Annotated in this window: 13 protein-coding genes and 1 pseudogene; 11 read left to right on the top strand and 3 right to left on the bottom strand. The window is 62.5% G+C overall.

Annotated elements, in window-relative coordinates; all coding sequences use genetic code 11:
• Positions 1-24: 24 nt before the first annotated feature.
• Together NKG95_RS12225 and NKG95_RS12220 are read right to left on the bottom strand one after the other, a co-directional pair.
• The gene (locus tag NKG95_RS12225) at positions 25-801 is read right to left on the bottom strand and encodes a DUF427 domain-containing protein (protein ID WP_353040755.1); all 777 of its coding nucleotides are present in this window, start codon (positions 799-801) and stop codon (positions 25-27) included.
• A gap of 15 nt (positions 802-816) precedes the next feature.
• Complete coding sequence (locus NKG95_RS12220) at positions 817-2175, bottom strand: LLM class flavin-dependent oxidoreductase (protein ID WP_353040753.1); 1359 nt, start codon at positions 2173-2175, stop codon at positions 817-819.
• A 192-nt stretch (positions 2176-2367) separates the two neighbouring features.
• On the opposite strand from NKG95_RS12220, the gene NKG95_RS12215 reads away from it, so the two are divergent.
• From NKG95_RS12215 to NKG95_RS12205, 3 genes and pseudogenes are all read left to right on the top strand, one after another.
• Entirely contained in the window at positions 2368-4182 is a 1815-nt protein-coding gene (locus tag NKG95_RS12215) for a dipeptide ABC transporter ATP-binding protein (RefSeq protein ID WP_353040751.1), read from the top strand.
• A 185-nt stretch (positions 4183-4367) separates the two neighbouring features.
• Positions 4368-4723: pseudogene (locus NKG95_RS12210) on the top strand (DUF3088 family protein).
• 180 nt (positions 4724-4903) lie between these two features.
• Positions 4904-5269, top strand: a complete 366-nt coding sequence (locus NKG95_RS12205; protein ID WP_353040749.1) for a hypothetical protein — start codon at positions 4904-4906, stop codon at positions 5267-5269.
• 978 nt (positions 5270-6247) lie between these two features.
• Here the strand turns inward: NKG95_RS12205 and NKG95_RS12200 are convergent.
• Positions 6248-6919, bottom strand: coding sequence for a GntR family transcriptional regulator (locus NKG95_RS12200; RefSeq protein WP_353040747.1), 672 nt, complete (start codon positions 6917-6919; stop codon positions 6248-6250).
• Between the two features lie 147 nt (positions 6920-7066).
• Here NKG95_RS12200 and NKG95_RS12195 point away from each other — a divergent pair, with 147 nt between their 5' ends.
• The 8 genes from NKG95_RS12195 (at position 7067) to NKG95_RS12160 (ending at position 15859) form a co-directional block, all read left to right on the top strand.
• Positions 7067-7654 (top strand): amino acid synthesis family protein, encoded by a 588-nt coding sequence (locus NKG95_RS12195; protein ID WP_353040745.1) that lies wholly within the window; start codon positions 7067-7069, stop codon positions 7652-7654.
• Positions 7647-9443, top strand: a complete 1797-nt coding sequence (locus NKG95_RS12190) for an alpha/beta fold hydrolase (RefSeq protein ID WP_353040743.1) — start codon at positions 7647-7649, stop codon at positions 9441-9443. Before NKG95_RS12195 ends, NKG95_RS12190 begins: the two co-directional genes overlap by 8 nt.
• 5 nt (positions 9444-9448) lie before the next feature.
• A complete protein-coding gene (locus NKG95_RS12185; RefSeq protein ID WP_353040741.1) occupies positions 9449-10498 on the top strand; it encodes an LLM class flavin-dependent oxidoreductase in 1050 nt (349 codons plus the stop codon).
• Positions 10498-11973: an aldehyde dehydrogenase gene (locus NKG95_RS12180; RefSeq protein ID WP_353041024.1), complete on the top strand. Its 1476-nt coding sequence runs from the start codon at positions 10498-10500 to the stop codon at positions 11971-11973. The genes NKG95_RS12185 and NKG95_RS12180 overlap by 1 nt, the downstream gene beginning before the upstream one ends.
• Before the next feature lie 83 nt (positions 11974-12056).
• Entirely contained in the window at positions 12057-13061 is a 1005-nt protein-coding gene (locus NKG95_RS12175; RefSeq protein WP_353040739.1) for an ABC transporter substrate-binding protein, read from the top strand.
• A gap of 62 nt (positions 13062-13123) precedes the next feature.
• Entirely contained in the window at positions 13124-13984 is an 861-nt protein-coding gene (locus tag NKG95_RS12170; protein WP_353040737.1) for an ABC transporter permease, read from the top strand.
• A 1-nt stretch (position 13985) separates the two neighbouring features.
• Positions 13986-14786 (top strand): ABC transporter permease, encoded by an 801-nt coding sequence (locus tag NKG95_RS12165; protein ID WP_353040735.1) that lies wholly within the window; start codon positions 13986-13988, stop codon positions 14784-14786.
• On the top strand, positions 14783-15859 hold the full coding sequence (locus NKG95_RS12160; RefSeq protein ID WP_353040734.1) for an ABC transporter ATP-binding protein: 1077 nt from the start codon (positions 14783-14785) through the stop codon (positions 15857-15859). Before NKG95_RS12165 ends, NKG95_RS12160 begins: the two co-directional genes overlap by 4 nt.
• The last annotated feature ends 54 nt before the right edge of the window (positions 15860-15913 follow it).

Here is a 15913-nt window from a genome sequence, read left to right as displayed (position 1 = left end):
TTGTCTGAAATGATGGTTGAAAAGCTAGGCGACGGGTTCGCCGTCGAGGTGGATGCGGTCGACGGCTTGCGGATAAAAGGCGATCAGGCCCTTAATCTTGGGCATTTCGGCAATGGGATCGCGGTAGCTCCAGGCGATGTCGGGGCGCTGCGAACCATCGCTCAACAGGCCCGACCAGTAGGAGGCGATGCCCTTGTAGGGACATCGCGTCGTTGTGACGGACGCTGTCAGCCGCTCCAGCCGGATGTCTTCCGCGGGCAGATAGAAGCGCGTCGGCAGATGGGTCTCGAACAGCAGCACCGGGCGATGGCTGTCGGCGATCGGTTCGCCATCGAACCAGACCTGCACATGGCTTGAACTCTGCAGAACATCGATGCGCGCATACGGATCGCGGGCGTGGACGAAGACCTCTTCCTCCTCCTCGAACCATTGGTCGACCGCCTTCCAGGTGAAAGCGATGCGCCCGGCAAGCGGCGACAGGTTTTCATCCGGCGGCGCGACAAATGACCAGGCCGCGTTGGGCGACGCTTTCGATCCCGTCTCCAGGTCCCAATAGGTGGTTTCACCACCGACGGGATGCGGCTGCCTGTGTTCGGAGGGCTTCAGAGCTGAGCGGTCCACCGACGATGCCGGGAAGAAATAGATCGGCAGGAAATGGTTGGAGCGCAGCACCAGCACGTTGCGGCTGTCGGCGATAATGCGGCCGCCAAATTTGACGCGCACGCGCTTGGGGCTGTGCAGGACATTGACGAGCCGCGGAGCGGTTGCTTCACGTGGCTGCAGGCTTGGTGCGACGGTCATGGTCGGTCTCCGACGTCAGGACACGGCGCGCGCATTGTCGCGCTGCTCGGCGAAGCGATTGGCCGGCCGCGCCAGGCCGAAGCGATCGCGCAATGTTCCCGGCGCGTATTCGGTCGGGAAGACGCCGCGGCGCTGCAGCTCCGGCACCACCTGTTCGGCAAAGTTGATCCAGTCCTCCGGCAGCAGCGGGAACATCAGATTGAAGCCGTCGGCGGCACCGGCAACGAACCAGTCCTGCAACTGGTCGGCGATCTGGGTCGGCGTGCCGACGACGGTCGGCACCGAACCGCTGTTGGCAAGCTTGCGGGCGATATCGCGCAGGCTGAGATCCTGCTTCGCCCACTGCTTGACCCGGTTGAGCGAGGTGCGGCCGCCATTGAAGGTGCTCTCGTCCGGCAGCGGCGGCAGCGGGCCGTCCGGCGGGTAGACGGAGAGATCGATGCCGCTCCAGCTGGACAGAAGGTCGATGCCGACCCGATCGGGAAGCAGGCTTTGAAGGTATTCCTGCCGCTCGCGGCCTTCAGCCTCTGAAGCCGCGACGATCGGCAGGATCCCCGGCAGGATCTTGAAGCTCTCAGGCTGGCGACCATAGCGGGCGAGGCGCTCGTTGATGTCCTGCCGGTATTTGATGCCGTCTTCCCTGGTACTGTAGATGGCGAAATGCGCGTCGGCATGAGCGGTGGCAAAATTCTTGCCGTCCTCGGAGGAGCCGGCCTGGACGATCAGCGGATGCCCCTGGGGCGGGCGCGAGACATTCAGCGGCCCACGGACCTTGAAATGCTTGCCCTTGTGATCGATGGGATGGACCTTGTCAGGGTCGGCGAAATAGCCTGACGCCTTGTCGATCAGCAGGGCCTCATCCTCCCAGCTGTCCCACAGCGCCTTTACGATATCGAGAAATTCAGTGGCGCGCTCATAGCGGAAGGCATGTTCGATGTTGCCGTCGCGGCCGAAATTGCGGGCCTCCTCATCCATGGCCGAGGTGACGACGTTCCATGACGCCCTGCCCTTGCTGATATGGTCGAGCGAGGCGAACATGCGCGCCACATTGTAGGGCTCGCTGTAGGAACTCGACGCCGTGGTGATCAGGCCGATATGCTTCGTCACGCCGGCCAGCGCCGACAGCAGCGTCAGTGGCTCGAGACGGGCATTGGCATAGTGGGCGACGCCGCTTGGCACCGAATCCCAGATCGAAACGTGGTCGGCGACGAAGATGGTGTCGATCCTGGCGCGCTCGGCTGCCTGCACGAGATCGCGGTAGAACTCGAAGTCCAGCACCTCCCGGCCCGCCGCCCTGGGATGGCGCCACGACATGCGATGATCGCCCTGCGGATTGAAGAAAAATGCGCTGAGGATCATGTGATCTCGAGCCATGCCGGCCTCCTTCCAAAACTGCTCCGGGGAACCGTCGCGCTGCTTCGGCAGCCGGCGACAATCTCTCCTGAGCGGTGAAAGGTAGATTGCGCCCCGGCTTAATTCGAGTAATTTTATAGAGATAATCTGTTGCGAAAGCGGAAGCGATTGCCCTCGATGGCAGCGCTGGAAGAAAGTGGTTTCAAGCTCCCAATGTCCTCCCCGGTTCTGAACGTAGAGCAGCTTTCCGTCGCCTATGACGGGCGGAACGGATCACACCCCGCCGTCAGCGGCGTGTCGTTGCACATAGGCGAAGGCGAAGCGCTCGGCCTGGTCGGCGAGTCCGGATCGGGAAAAAGCTCGGTGGCGCTCGCCATACTGCGCTACCTGCCGAAAAACGCCCGCGTAGCGGCGTCAGCGCTCGAATTCCAGGGCCGCGAAATCCGCGATCTCTCCGCCGAACAGCTGCGCCAGCTTAGGGGCGATCATATCGCCGCCGTCTACCAGCACCCCGGTGCAGCGCTCAATCCAAGCATGACGATCGGCCGGCAGATCACCGAGACGATCATGCGGCATCGCCCGGTTCGTCACGATGAGGCGCGCGGGCGCGCCGCCGAACTGCTCGGCCGCGTCAGGGTAAGCCATCCGGAACGGGTGCTGGGGCTCTATCCGCACGAACTGTCCGGCGGCATGCAGCAGCGCGCCAACATCGCCATCGCGATTGCACTCGATCCGTCACTGCTGGTGCTGGACGAGCCGACGACGGCGCTGGACGCCAGCGTCCAGTCCGAGATCATCGCCATCCTGCAGGATCTGCGCCGTGATCACAAAACCAGCATTCTGCTGATCAGCCACGACATCAACATGATCCGCCGCTCCTGCGACCGGGTGGCCGTGATGCAGTCGGGGGCGGTGGTCGAAAGCGGTGTCGCTGGCGCTGTCTTCGACAACCCAAGCCATCCATACACAAAGGCGCTTATCGCCTCGATCCCGGCACTCAACTACACCAAGCGGGACGGAAGGCTGGCGGAGGCGGACGGACCCAGGCTGACAGCGCATCCAGCAGTCCAGACCGACGATGCCGGCCCGCCAAAAAAACGCCAGATCGCGATCGCTTGCAAAGGCATCAGCCATTCCTTCGGCAGCCAAGCGGTGCTGCACAATATCGACCTCGACATCGGCCTGGGCGAAACCTTCGGGCTGATCGGCGAATCCGGTTCCGGAAAATCGACCTTGGCAAGGGTCGTCACCGGCCTGCAGGCGCCCGATGCCGGATCGGTCGAGCTGTTCGGCAAAACGGTCGCGCCGCGAGTCGAGAAGAGAAACCTCGGCGAACGGCGCGACGTGCAGATGGTCTTCCAATCGCCGGATCGCACGCTCAACCCGCGCCAGCGGATCGGCCGGATTCTTGGCCGTCCGCTGCGGCGGCTCGCCGGCCTGCGCCGCGGCGAGGTGAAACAGCGTGTCAGTGATTTGCTTGCCTCGGTTCGTCTGGCCAGCACCACGGTCGACCAGAAGTCTCGTTCGCTGTCAGGCGGCCAACGCCAACGCGCGGCCATCGCTCGCGCCTTCGCCGGCGTGCCGAAAATCGTCGTGCTGGACGAGCCCACCTCGGCGCTCGACGTTTCCGTCCAGGCGACCGTTCTCAACCTGCTCAACGACCTGCAGCGCGACAAGGACACGACCTATCTGTTCATCAGCCACGACCTCCGGGTCGTGCGCTATATGGCTGACAGGATCGGCGTGTTGTATCGCGGCCGTCTCGTCGAGACCGGTTCATCCGACGAGATTTTTCAGGGCCCCAATCATCCCTACACCGAATTGCTCCTGGCGGCGTCTTGCGACGAGGTCGGGCCAAAGCTATCCGCCCAAGTCGACACCTCGGCGGCCGATATCCCGAATAGCGGATGCTCTTTCGCTGATCGGTGCCCTTTGGTGCTGCCGGACTGCAGGAAGGCAGAGCCACCCGCCACACAGGTCGCAGCCGGCCATATGATCGCATGCTGGCGCCACGACCAGGGTTTGTGAACGGATCACCGGCATCCAGTTTCCTTTCAGGCACAGTGCGAGGCCGTCATTGGAAGCAACTGCATTCCGAGTAGGAGCTGCTCGAGAGGCAATTATTGCTGGCAAGGCCCGCGCTTTGAAATCCCGGCCTTCGGCTAAATCCGACGGCGCGAGTACGCTTTCCGCCGTTTAGTAACTCGTCCGAAGTGGATGCCGTTGACCTCCGCCGATCCATACAACTGTTCCTGCTCTCTCCGGATTTCGAAGACGCCAAATCTCCGGGGCAGCGTTTCTTCTGCCGCCATTCGGCGCTGGTGGAAGGGGTGCTGACCTCGTTTCTCGATGCGATCGATGTTCGCCGGATCCTTTCCCCCGGCCACGCGCCGAGGTGGCGGAGCGTATCGGCGAAGCCAATCAGGCGCTGCCGGTGCTGATCGTGCCGGCCGGCGCGACTTCATCCCATGCCTCCGGCGAAGCCAATGGCCACCAGTTCGTTTCCGGGGCCGAGCGGATCCTCGATGCCTTGGTCGGACGCGACCTCATTCCGCCGCCGCACCCATGAGCCGGGGCCATGATGCGAAACCCGCTCACAGGCCGCATATTCCAAAGCCGGCGTCCGATGGAGAAGGGTTTTTTCCTCAAGGCCTGAAATTCGGCATTTAGTCTAAATTCTATAGACTATATGAATTACGATCTCGACCTGTGAACATGTGGCCGTCGCGCGGCCGAGCGTGGAGATCCCATGGTTTTTGCACTCAGCCGCATCGACAAGAGCCCGCTCGCCAGCGGCGAAACCGCGACCGACCCACTGAAGCGGACCGTGGCGCTGGTCCAGCTTGCCGAACGGCTCAGCTACCGGCGGTTCTGGGTGGCCGAGCACGGAGCTCGCGAGTTCCTCGCCGGAAGTTCTGATCGCCTATCGGGGACAGGTAACGCCGGGGTATTCCCGCGTTCGCTTTGCGAGCGAGAGCAACAGCTCGGTCCCGAAGCGACGGCAGGGGACCGCCAGCGAGGCGTAGTGCTTCCGCGCGTACCCGGTCGCGTTTTCGCGTATTGGGTACACCCGGCGTATCTTGACGCAGGGCTATGGAGAATTCGCTATTCGTGACTTCGCCGATCCCGGGGAACTCGAAGAGATTCGAACCTCTGACCCCGTAGTTAGATGGCCCAAATCGCTCAGCCGTAGCAACGAAGCCTGAACTGGCGGTTCAATGAGTGGGGGGTAAGGCGGTAGCGCTCTCCCGACTCGAACCCCGAACATTTTGCGAATTGTCTGCGCACTTGAGTCGCCTCGTGGCCGCACCACGAACCGGCAATACCGTCTTTGGCACAGCCGATCGAACAGTTTTGAGAACGAGAACTTGACAAGCTTGCTGTGTCGCCGAAGTCGCTGGTCCTAGCAATCTCACGTCCCGCGGCCAGTGCCACTCTCGCACACAAGGTGGCGCTGGCGGAGTTGCTCGCGACACCGGCAGGTGCTGAGCAGCAAAGAGCTTCCAAAGAGACCCGTTGGCCACCCCCGTCGCAGGAACGAAAAAGGTAGAGAAGTAGAACTTTCGTGTGCAGATTTTGCACACAAACACGAATAACCAATTGATTTTATTTATCTATCCGCCCCATCCATCATGGGGGCAATGGCCAATCTGTGCTCTATCCTATTCATTTCATTATCTTTTTTCTGCCTAAGTCTGTCTAATACCCGATTGGACGGGCTGATCGATTTGGTGTGGATGATCGCGCCAAAACGCCTCAACCCTGCGATACGACCCCCAGAGTGGGGATCTTTAGATCGCCTCAAACCCCAACCTCACACATAATGCACACGAAACCGACTTTTTGACGCGCTGGCCGACAACACAATGCAGTACCGGGTCCTTGCCCTAACCTGCCCGCTCGAAGTCGCGCTCGGCTCCGTGCACTCTCACCAGCCAGCTAGCCGCCATCCAAGGTTTTGTTAGCCGTTCCGGTACTGCATTTGGTACAGCGTGGCAGTAACAAGCGGCAATAAATTATTAAGATTGTGCAGTTTACAATCAGAGTTCGTCCCATCTGATGTCACGCTCAAGCTTCACAACAAACCGCAACATCACTTCGAGCGCAGTAACTGTTGCGCGATAGACCAGGCCCGTTCGACATGATGCCGCGCAGCCGCCTCCGCCTGGTCAGGGTTGCGAGATCTGATCGCGTCCATGATCGCGGTCATTTCTGCTATCGCTGGTTCGCGGCGGTTCGTTGAGGCGATGGTCATCGATCGGAGCTGATTGACGCGGACATTCAATCCTTGCACGACCTCCCAAGCGATGCGCTTGCCGGCTGCGTCGAAAAGCTTCTCGTAAAATTTCGTAGTTGCCCGCATCACCTTGATTGGCTCGCTCGATGCCCATGCTTCGAGCAGTTCCCGGAGGGCGCGATCAAGACTCGCGATCTGGACGTCCGTCGCGGCTTGGGCGCAGGCACGCGCTGCGATTCCTTCGAGCAGCGCGCGCAACTCGTAAATCTCGTCGGTGCGGCTGAGATCCGGTCGCGCCACGGCTGGCCCATGCCCCGGCACCATCTCGACGAGCCCTTCGGTCTCAAGTTGCCGCAGCACCTCACGTACGACCGACCGACTGACGCCAAGCTGGTCGCATAGCGGCCGTTCGACCAGCCTTTCGCCGGGTTGGAAATGGAACTCCATGATCGCGTCGCGCATGCGCTCCAGCGCCAAGTTCCGCAGGGTCTTGGTCGAGCGTTCGATCCGCAGCGTGCCGTCAGACAATTGGTCCTCCTCCCGTGCCGCCAAGAAACAGATTCGACGATCCGTTGACAAGGCTCATCGTCGGGCGATAGTATGGTATACCATAAGACGGGATACAACACGCACTCGGCTTGTCCTGCGTTTCGGAGCCGTGGATCGAGGATCCTTATGAAGCCGGCCATCCGCAAAATCGTGACTTACATCGAGAATACGTTAATCGAGGGCGGCAAGGCAGTGCCGCAGCCGCTGCGTCTGATTGGTGTCGCAGCCGTGCTGACAAATCCATGGGCCGGACGGAGTTTCACTGACGACCTCTCTCCCGAGATCCGCGCCATCGCCCCCGTCCTCGGCGAAACGCTGACCCGCGAGATTATCGCCGTCGCGGGTTCGGGCGAGGCGATCGAAGGCTATGGCAAAGCCGCGATCTGCGGCACATCCGGCGAAATCGAGCACGCATCAGCACTGATCCACACGCTGCATTTCGGCAATCATTATCGTCGCGCTGTCGGCGCAAAGACCTATCTGGCCTTCACCAACCTGCGTGGCGGGCCGAACACCCCGATCATGATTCCACTGATGGACAAGAACGATGAAGGCCGCCGGTCCCACTACCTGACAGTGCATTTCCAGATCGGTGACGCGCCCGCTCCGGACGAATTGGTGGTGGCGCTTGGCGCTTCCATCGGCGGCCGCCCGCACCATCGCATCGGCGACCGCTATCAGGATCTGAAGGAAACCGGGGATCTGCATGGCTGACGCCGCCGCGCCTGCATGGGTCCGGGACAAGACTCCGGACGGCACCGGCTTCATCCGCGCCGGCGCAGGCACGCCAGTCCTGCTCATTCACGGTGTCGGCATGAACGCCGAGATCTGGCAGCCGCAGATCGAGTTGATGAGGGACCGCCACGACCTGATCGCCATCGATATGCTCGGCCACGGCAGTTCGCCGCTGCCGCCGGAAAGCCCCGAACTAACCGACCTTGCCGGTCAGGCGATTGGATTGCTCGATCATCTTGGTCTCGCTTCCGTCTCGATCGTCGGCCATTCGATGGGAGCATTGGTCGCCCAGGAAATCGCGCTTCGCTGGCCTTCGCGCGTCAGGTCGGTCGTGTGCCTCAATGCGGTCTTCCGCCGCCCTCCGGCCCTGGCGCAGGCTGTGCGTGAACGGGCGGCAGCGCTCGGCTCTCACGGCGATCCTTCAGCCATCGCGGCAACGCTTGCGCGTTGGTTCGGCGACCCGCTGCCGGCTAGTCTGGCTGGTGCTGCCGAAACCGCCAGCGCCGCACTTGAAGATGTCAGCGCCGAGGGGTACGCGCGGACCTATCGCCTGTTTGCCCGAGCCGATACCCAGCATGTCGATCGCCTGGCCGACCTTGCCGCGCCGGCGCTGTTCGTGACCGGATCGGAAGACAGGAATTCGACGCCCGCAATGTCGGCGGCGATGGCACGGCTTGCACCGCGCGGCCGATGTCTCGTTCTGAGCGGCGAAAGACACATGATGACAATCGCTTCGCCCGAAAAGGTGACCCACCACATAATGGCTTTTCTCGATGCTGGGAAAGATGCCGTCGCCAGGCCGGAGACGGCGCCGGCATTTGACGCCGGCGAATTCAGGCGGGCGCTAGGCTCGTTTCTGACCGGCGTCACCATCGTCACCACGATCGACGCGGAAGGCGAGCCGCGCGGCTTCACCGCCAACTCCTTCACCTCGGTCTCGCTCGAGCCGCCGCTCGTGCTCGTCTGCATCGCCAAGAAAGCGCTGGGGCACCGCGCCTTTTCGACCTCAAGAGGTTTCGCCATCAACATCCTGTCGGAGAGCCAGAAGGCCGTATCCGGCATCTTCGCATCCAAGGCCGCGGACAAGTTCGCTACCGTTGACTGGCAATCCGGGCAAACCGGCAATCCGCTGATCGACGGCTCAGTCGCCGTGTTCGATTGCGCTATGGAACAATTGGTCGACGCCGGCGATCACTCGATCCTGATCGGCCGCGTGCGCGATTTCGCCCACAATGGTGCGCAACCGCTCGGCTATTGCCGCGGCACCTATGTCACGCCCGGCCTCAGCCACGAGGCGCTGGCGGCAGCACCTCATGGGACCGAAGTCGGCGCCATTCTCGAAAATGAAGGCCGAGTGCTGTTCTTCAAAACCCCGGACGGTTTCCACGAATTGCCGGCGGGGCGCGGGCTGGGCTCGCCGAAGGATGCCCGCAGCCTCAAGGGATGCCTCGCCGCTAAGGCGGTCGACGCACAGCTCGGCTTCCTGTTTGCGGTGTGGGATGACGCGGCCGATCCGTCGCGCTCGCACGTCTACTACCGGGGAACGGTCACCACCCCCGCCTCCGGGGATCGCCAGGTCAGGCTTGTCGAGATCGACCATATCGCCGATCTCAGGATCGCCGATCCCGCGGTTCGTTCCATGCTGACCCGCTATGTCCGCGAACGCACGGAAGATGCATTCGGTGTCTATGTCGGCAACGAGGTCGAAGGCGAGGTCCAGCCGCTCGCCAGGGCCGCGCCTTCCCAAGCTCTTACTGGTCGCAGGTGACGCCGATGAAATTTTCGCTGTTCGTCCATATGGAGCGCTCGGATCTGACGAAGCCGCATTCCGAGCTTGTTGCCGAGCTGGAGGATCTGGTCCTGCAGGCCGAACAGGCCGGCTTCGAGACCGCCTGGATCGGCGAGCATCACGGGATGGAATTCACCATCTCGCCCAACCCGTTCATCAACATCGCCTATCTGGGCGCAAAGACGACACGCATCCGGCTCGGCACCGGAACCATCGTCGCGCCGTTCTGGCACCCGATCAAACTTGCCGGCGAAGCAGCGATGGCCGACGTGATCACCGGCGGCCGGCTCGACATCGGCATTGCGCGCGGCGCCTACAGCTACGAGTACCAGCGGCTTTTCCCCGGCCTTGAAGCCTGGGGCGCCGGTCAGCGCATGCGCGAGATGGTGCCGGCGATCCGTGGCCTGTGGGATGGCGATTTCGAACTCTCCGGCGAGTTCTGGTCTTTCCCGTCGACCACCTCGTCGCCCAAGCCGCTGCAAAAACCTTATCCGCCGATCTGGGTGGCTGCGCGTGACCCCAACTCGCATGACTTCGCGGTAGCCAACAAATGCAATGTGCAGGTGACGCCGCTCGCCTCCGGCGATGGCGAAGTGGCCAGCCTCATGGAGCGCTTCAACACGGCCTGCGCCACCCACCCAGAAATACCACGGCCTGAAATCATGCTCCTGATGCACACCTTCGTGGCCGAAGACGCAGCCGATGCCACTCGCCTGACGCAGGACCTGTCGCAATTCTACTGTCAGTTCGGCGCCTGGTTCCAGAACAGGAAGCCGGTGCGCCAGGGCGTTCTGGAGGCGCTGACCGAGGCCGAGATCACGGCCATGCCGCAATATGCGCCGGACAAGATCCGGGAGAATCTGGTCATCGGCGAAGCCTACGAGGTGATCGCCAGGCTGAAGGCCTATGAGGCGCTCGGCTACGACCAGTATTCCATCTGGATCGACAGCGGCATTTCGCATGAACGCAAGAAGAAATCGCTGCAGCTGTTCATCGACAGGGTGATGCCGGCCTTCCAGGAACAGCACACGTGATGCGCACCGGTGAATTCAGGAACTACATAGACGGCCAGTTCGTGGAGGCCGCCGCAACCTTCGACAGTATTGACCCGTCGACCGGCGCGGCATGGGCAAAAATGCCCGCCGCATCAGCTGATGACGTCGACCGGGCCATCGAGGCAGCCCACCGGGCGCTGCGCTCCGGCCCATGGGCAGCGATGACGGCAACGGCACGCGGCAAGCTTCTGGTGCGGCTGGGCGATCTCGTTATCGCCAATGCCGATCGGCTGGCGCAGCTCGAGACACGCGATACCGGCAAGATCATCCGCGAGACCCGCGCCCAGATCGCCTATGTCGGCGACTACTTCCGCTACTATGGCGGACTGGCCGACAAGCACGAAGGCTCGTTCGTTCCGATCGACAAGGCCGACATGGAAGTGACGATCCGCCCCGAGCCGATCGGCGTCGTCGCCGCTGTCGTGCCCTGGAATTCGCAACTCTTTCTGTCGGCGGTCAAGCTCGGCCCGGCGCTGGCGGCAGGCTGCACCGTCGTTCTCAAGGCGTCCGAGGACGGACCCGCTCCGCTGCTCGCATTCGCCGAGCTCGTCCATGAAGCCGGATTTCCCGCAGGCAGCGTCAATATCCTGACCGGCTTCGGCCATGATTGCGGCCACCGCCTGACCAGCCATCCGTTGGTTGCCCGCGTTGCCTTCACCGGCGGTCCCTCGACCGCTCGGCAGATCGTCATCAACACGGCGGAAAACCTCGCCTACACGACGCTCGAACTCGGCGGTAAAAGCCCGGTGGTGGTGTTTGCCGACGCCGATCTTGATAGTGCTGCCAACGCGGTAGTCGCCGGCATCTTTGCGGCCACCGGCCAAAGCTGCGTCGCCGGCTCGCGGCTGCTGGTCGAGCGCTCGGTGAAGGACGAATTTCTTGGCCGGCTCAAGCGGAAGGCCGAAGCAATCAGGATTGGCGACCCGCAGGATCCCGCCACCGAAATGGGACCACTCGCTACGTCGCGCCAGCGCGAATGGATCGAAAAGACCGTCGCCGAAAGCCTTGCTACCGGCGGCCGGTTGGTCACCGGCGGCAAGCGCCCCGAGGGCAAGGCGGATGGCTTCTACTATGCGCCGACGATCATCGAGGCACCCGACCAGACCCTGGCTTGCGTGCGCGAAGAGCTTTTCGGCCCAGTGCTGAGCGTGCTGGCGTTTGATACCGAGGAGCAGGCGCTGTCGCTCGCCAACGATACGAAGTTCGGCCTGGCGTCCGGCGTGTTCACCACCAATCTTGCCAAGGCGCACCGCATGGCGCGCGGCATCCATGCCGGTGTGGTCTGGATCAACACCTATCGCGCCGTCTCACCGCTGGTTCCCTTTGGCGGCTACGGCCAGTCAGGTCTCGGCCGCGAAGGCGGCATGGACGCGATACGCGACTACACGCGTTCGAAATCGGTCTGGATACGCACATCGGACGACCCAATTCCCGATCCTTTTGTCATGCGGTAGCCGCCGCAGGCCGGGGATTCGCGATCAAGGCGAAAACGCCGATCGCGAACAAGCAACAACGAAAACAAACAGAGGAGAACGACATGAAACTGATTTTCACCGGCATCCTTGCCGGACTTCTGGCAACGACGGCCGCCAAGGCCGAGGAGATGGTCTTCACCAGCTGGGGCGGAACGACCCAGGAAGCGCAGACCAAATCCTGGGCCGACCCATTTTCGGCCGCGTCCGGCATCAAGGTCCTGCAGGACGGTCCGACCGACTACGGCAAGCTGAAGGCCATGGTCGACGCCGGCAGCGTCAACTGGGATGTCGTCGACGTCGAGATGGATTTCGCCATCAAGGCGGCCAAGGACGGCCTGCTGGAGCCAATCGATTTCGCCGCCGTGCCGAAGGCTGACCTCGATCCGCGCTTCACCACCGACCATGCCGTCGGCAGCTTCTACTATTCCTTCGTGCTCGCCTGGAACAAGGGCGCCGTTTCGGGCGAACCTGCCGGCTGGTCCGACATGTTCGACCTGCAAAAATTCCCTGGAAAGCGGACTTTCTACAAATGGTCGGCGCCCGGCGTCATCGAGATTGCGCTTCTGGCCGATGGTGTTCCGGCCGACAAGCTCTATCCGCTCGATCTCGATCGCGCCTTCAAGAAGCTCGATACGATCAAGACCGACATCGTCTGGTGGAGCGGCGGAGCGGAGTCGCAGCAATTGATTGCTTCCGGTGAAGCGGCATTCGGTCAGCTCTGGAACGGCCGCGTCTTCGCGCTCCAGCATGACGAAGCCGATGTCGGCGTGTCCTGGGCCCAGAACCTGACTGCGGCCGACGTTCTGGTGGTGCCGAAGGGCGCCAAGAACAAGGATGCGGCGATGAAGTTCCTGGCTGCGGCAAGCAGCCCGGCCGGCCAGGCGAAATTTGCCGAAGCCAGCGGCTATGCGCCTGTTAACACCAAGGCCAAGGCCGAAATGGCGACCGATGTCGTGAAGTCGTTGCCGGACGCCCATGTCGAGGGGCAGATCAACCTCGACATGAACTATTGGGCCGAGCACCGCGACGAGATCGCCACGCGCTGGTACGCCTGGCAGGCAAAGTGACGCTGCAACAGAACGGGACGAGACGGCGCAGGCTGTCTCGTTCCCACAAACAGGTTCCCGCCATGTCGGTCGAAACGCGTCAGGGCTTTGGATCATTCAGGCTGCCGGCAGGCTTCGGTGGCCTGCTGCCGGCGCTGATCCTGATCGCGCTTTTCTTCGTCTTGCCCGTGCTGGCCTTGCTGCTGCGCAGCGTCACCGAGCCCGCGCCCGGCCTGCAGAACTATGCGGCGCTGCTGGGTGATGGCACCTATGCCAGGGTGTTCTTCAACACCTTCCTGGTCGCGGCGGTCGTTACTGCTGTTACCGTCCTTGTCGCCTTTCCGGTCGCCTGGATGCTGGCCATCATGCCGGCGGCACTGGCCTCGCTCGTCTTCGGCGTCATCATCCTGTCGATGTGGACCAATCTGCTCACCCGCACCTATGCCTGGATGGTGCTGCTGCAGCGCACCGGCGTCATCAACCGAGCGCTGCTCGCCATCGGCATCATCGACCAGCCGCTGCCGCTCATCAACAATCTCACCGGCGTGACCATCGGCATGGTCTACATCATGCTGCCGTTCATGATCCTGCCGCTGGTCGGCACCTTGCGGGCGATCGACCCGATGACGCTGCGTGCCGCAGCTTTGTGCGGCGCCAGCCCCATCCAGGCATTCCGTCGCATCCTTTTGCCACTGTCGCTGCCCGGCATCGCCGCTGGCGGCCTGATGGTGTTCGTCATGTCGCTCGGCTATTTCGTCACCCCGGCACTGCTCGGCGGCACATCAAACATGATGCTGGCCGAAATGATCGCGCAGATGATCCAGTCGCTGCTCAACTGGGGGCTGGGCAGCGCCGCCGCCTTCATCCTGCTTGTCGTCACCATGGCGCTCTATGCGCTGCAGCTGCGCCTTGTCAGCGCCAGGCGCATGAGCGGAGGCATCTGAAATGCTGCTCGACTATGACCGCATGGGATGGTTGAGGGTTGCCCTGCTCGGCTTCACCGCGTTCGTCGCCGCCTTCCTCCTGTTGCCGGTGGTCTTTATCGTTCTGCTGTCGTTCGGCTCGTCGCGCTGGCTGGCCTTTCCGCCACCCGGCTGGACGCTCAAATGGTACCAGGAACTGTTTGCCGATCCGTCTTGGTTGGAGGCGGCGCTGACCAGCGCCCGCATCGCCACGATGACGGCGATCCTTGCCGTGGTGATCGGCCTGCTTGCCTCGTTTGCGCTGGTTCGCGGCCAGTTTCGCGGACGTGAAACCCTGCGCGGCCTCCTGCTGACGCCGATGGTCTTGCCGGTCGTCGTCTTCGCAATCGCAATCTATGCATTCTTCCTCCGCCTCGGTCTCGGCGGCACCACCATCGGCTTCGTCATCGCCCACACGGTCCTTGCCCTGCCCTTCGCGATCATCCCGATCGCCACGGCGCTCGAAGGATTCGACAAGTCGATCGAGGACGCGGCGATCGTCTGCGGTGCAAGCCCGCTCGAGGCGAAGCTCCGGATCACCTTGCCGTCGATCCGCATCGGAATCTTCTCCGCCGCGATCTTTTCCTTTCTCGCATCGTGGGATGAAGTCGTCGTGGCGATCTTCATGGCCAGCCCGACCTTGCAGACCTTGCCCGTCAAGATATGGGGCAGCTTGCGTGCTGATCTGAGCCCGGTCGTTGCCGCCGCCTCCAGCCTGCTCGTCGGTCTGACGCTTGCCCTGATGGTCGTGACGGCACTGTTGCGCCGGAAGTTCCAGACATGACCCAGCCCTTCCTCTCAATCCGCAAGCTGCGCAAGGCGTTCGGCGCGATCACCGCAGTGCATGACGTCACGCTGGACATTCCAAAGGGTCAGTTCCTGACCTTTCTCGGGCCGTCGGGTTCGGGAAAATCAACAACGCTCTATGCCATCGCCGGCTTCCAGGATCCGAGCTCCGGCGATGTCCAGCTGGAAGGCAAATCCTTGCTGGCGATACCCTCGCACAAGCGCAACATCGGCATGGTCTTCCAGCGCTACACGCTGTTTCCGCACCTGACGGTCGCCGAAAACATTGCCTTTCCGCTTCGGGTTCGCCGCCGGCCTGATGCCGAGGTGAAGACGAAGGTCGGCGACATGCTGGCCCTGGTGCGGCTGGAAAGCTTTACCGCGAGACTGCCCGGCGCGCTGTCGGGCGGCCAGCAGCAACGCGTCGCCCTGGCCCGGGCGCTGGCCTATGATCCGCCGATCCTGTTGATGGACGAGCCGCTTTCGGCGCTCGACAAGAAGCTGCGCGAAGAGATCCAGGCGGAGATTCGCCGTATCCATCGCGAGACCGGCGTCACCATCCTCTACGTGACCCACGATCAGGAAGAAGCGTTGCATCTGTCCGACCGGATCGCCCTGTTCAAGGACGGCCGGATCGAGCAGACCGGCACCGGCGAGGACCTCTATCTCAGACCTGCGACCGATTTCGTCGCCGGCTTCATCGGCAATTCAAACTTCCTGGCCGCCGAACATATCGAAACCGTCGGTAAATCAGCAACCATCCGCCTCTCCGACGGTTCGCTCGTATCCGGTGTGAACGTCAACGCCATCTTCGACAAGGGTCAAAAGGCCAGGCTGATGATACGGCCGGAAGCGTTTCGCATGGAGCCAAGTCCAACGAGCGCTGAACTGGCTGTCGAGATCGTTGACGTCGCGTTCTATGGAGAACGCCGGCGGATCGTCGCGCGCACCGCCGCCGGACAGGAGGTCGACATCAGGCCGACGTCTGCCGCCATGGAATCGAATGACGCCGCGCAGCGCCGCCGGCGGGTCTTTTTCGATCCCGCCGCCGCATTCCTGTTTCCGGCTTGACCAGTCCGCGGTGATCGCCCCCATCCAAGCCCTTCGCAGCAATGAACGCGTGCT

Origin of the sequence: Mesorhizobium sp. M1423, assembly GCF_040317575.1 — a bacterium.
Classification (GTDB): domain Bacteria; phylum Pseudomonadota; class Alphaproteobacteria; order Rhizobiales; family Rhizobiaceae; genus Mesorhizobium.
The sequence above is the reverse complement of the archived record's forward strand: the minus strand, read 5'-3'. Positions and strand labels throughout refer to the sequence as shown.

Bases quoted from the DNA above. Each gene is read 5' to 3' on its own strand.
- NKG95_RS12225 (WP_353040755.1), bottom strand. From the start codon at position 801: ATGACCGTCGCACCAAGCCTGCAGCCACGTGAAGCAACCGCTCCGCGG.
- NKG95_RS12220 (WP_353040753.1), bottom strand. From the start codon at position 2,175: ATGGCTCGAGATCACATGATCCTCAGCGCATTTTTCTTCAATCCGCAG.
- NKG95_RS12215 (WP_353040751.1), top strand. From the start codon at position 2,368: ATGTCCTCCCCGGTTCTGAACGTAGAGCAGCTTTCCGTCGCCTATGAC.
- NKG95_RS12205 (WP_353040749.1), top strand. From the start codon at position 4,904: ATGGTTTTTGCACTCAGCCGCATCGACAAGAGCCCGCTCGCCAGCGGC.
- NKG95_RS12195 (WP_353040745.1), top strand. From the start codon at position 7,067: ATGAAGCCGGCCATCCGCAAAATCGTGACTTACATCGAGAATACGTTA.
- NKG95_RS12190 (WP_353040743.1), top strand. From the start codon at position 7,647: ATGGCTGACGCCGCCGCGCCTGCATGGGTCCGGGACAAGACTCCGGAC.
- NKG95_RS12185 (WP_353040741.1), top strand. From the start codon at position 9,449: ATGAAATTTTCGCTGTTCGTCCATATGGAGCGCTCGGATCTGACGAAG.
- NKG95_RS12180 (WP_353041024.1), top strand. From the start codon at position 10,498: ATGCGCACCGGTGAATTCAGGAACTACATAGACGGCCAGTTCGTGGAG.
- NKG95_RS12175 (WP_353040739.1), top strand. From the start codon at position 12,057: ATGAAACTGATTTTCACCGGCATCCTTGCCGGACTTCTGGCAACGACG.
- NKG95_RS12170 (WP_353040737.1), top strand. From the start codon at position 13,124: ATGTCGGTCGAAACGCGTCAGGGCTTTGGATCATTCAGGCTGCCGGCA.
- NKG95_RS12165 (WP_353040735.1), top strand. From the start codon at position 13,986: ATGCTGCTCGACTATGACCGCATGGGATGGTTGAGGGTTGCCCTGCTC.
- NKG95_RS12160 (WP_353040734.1), top strand. From the start codon at position 14,783: ATGACCCAGCCCTTCCTCTCAATCCGCAAGCTGCGCAAGGCGTTCGGC.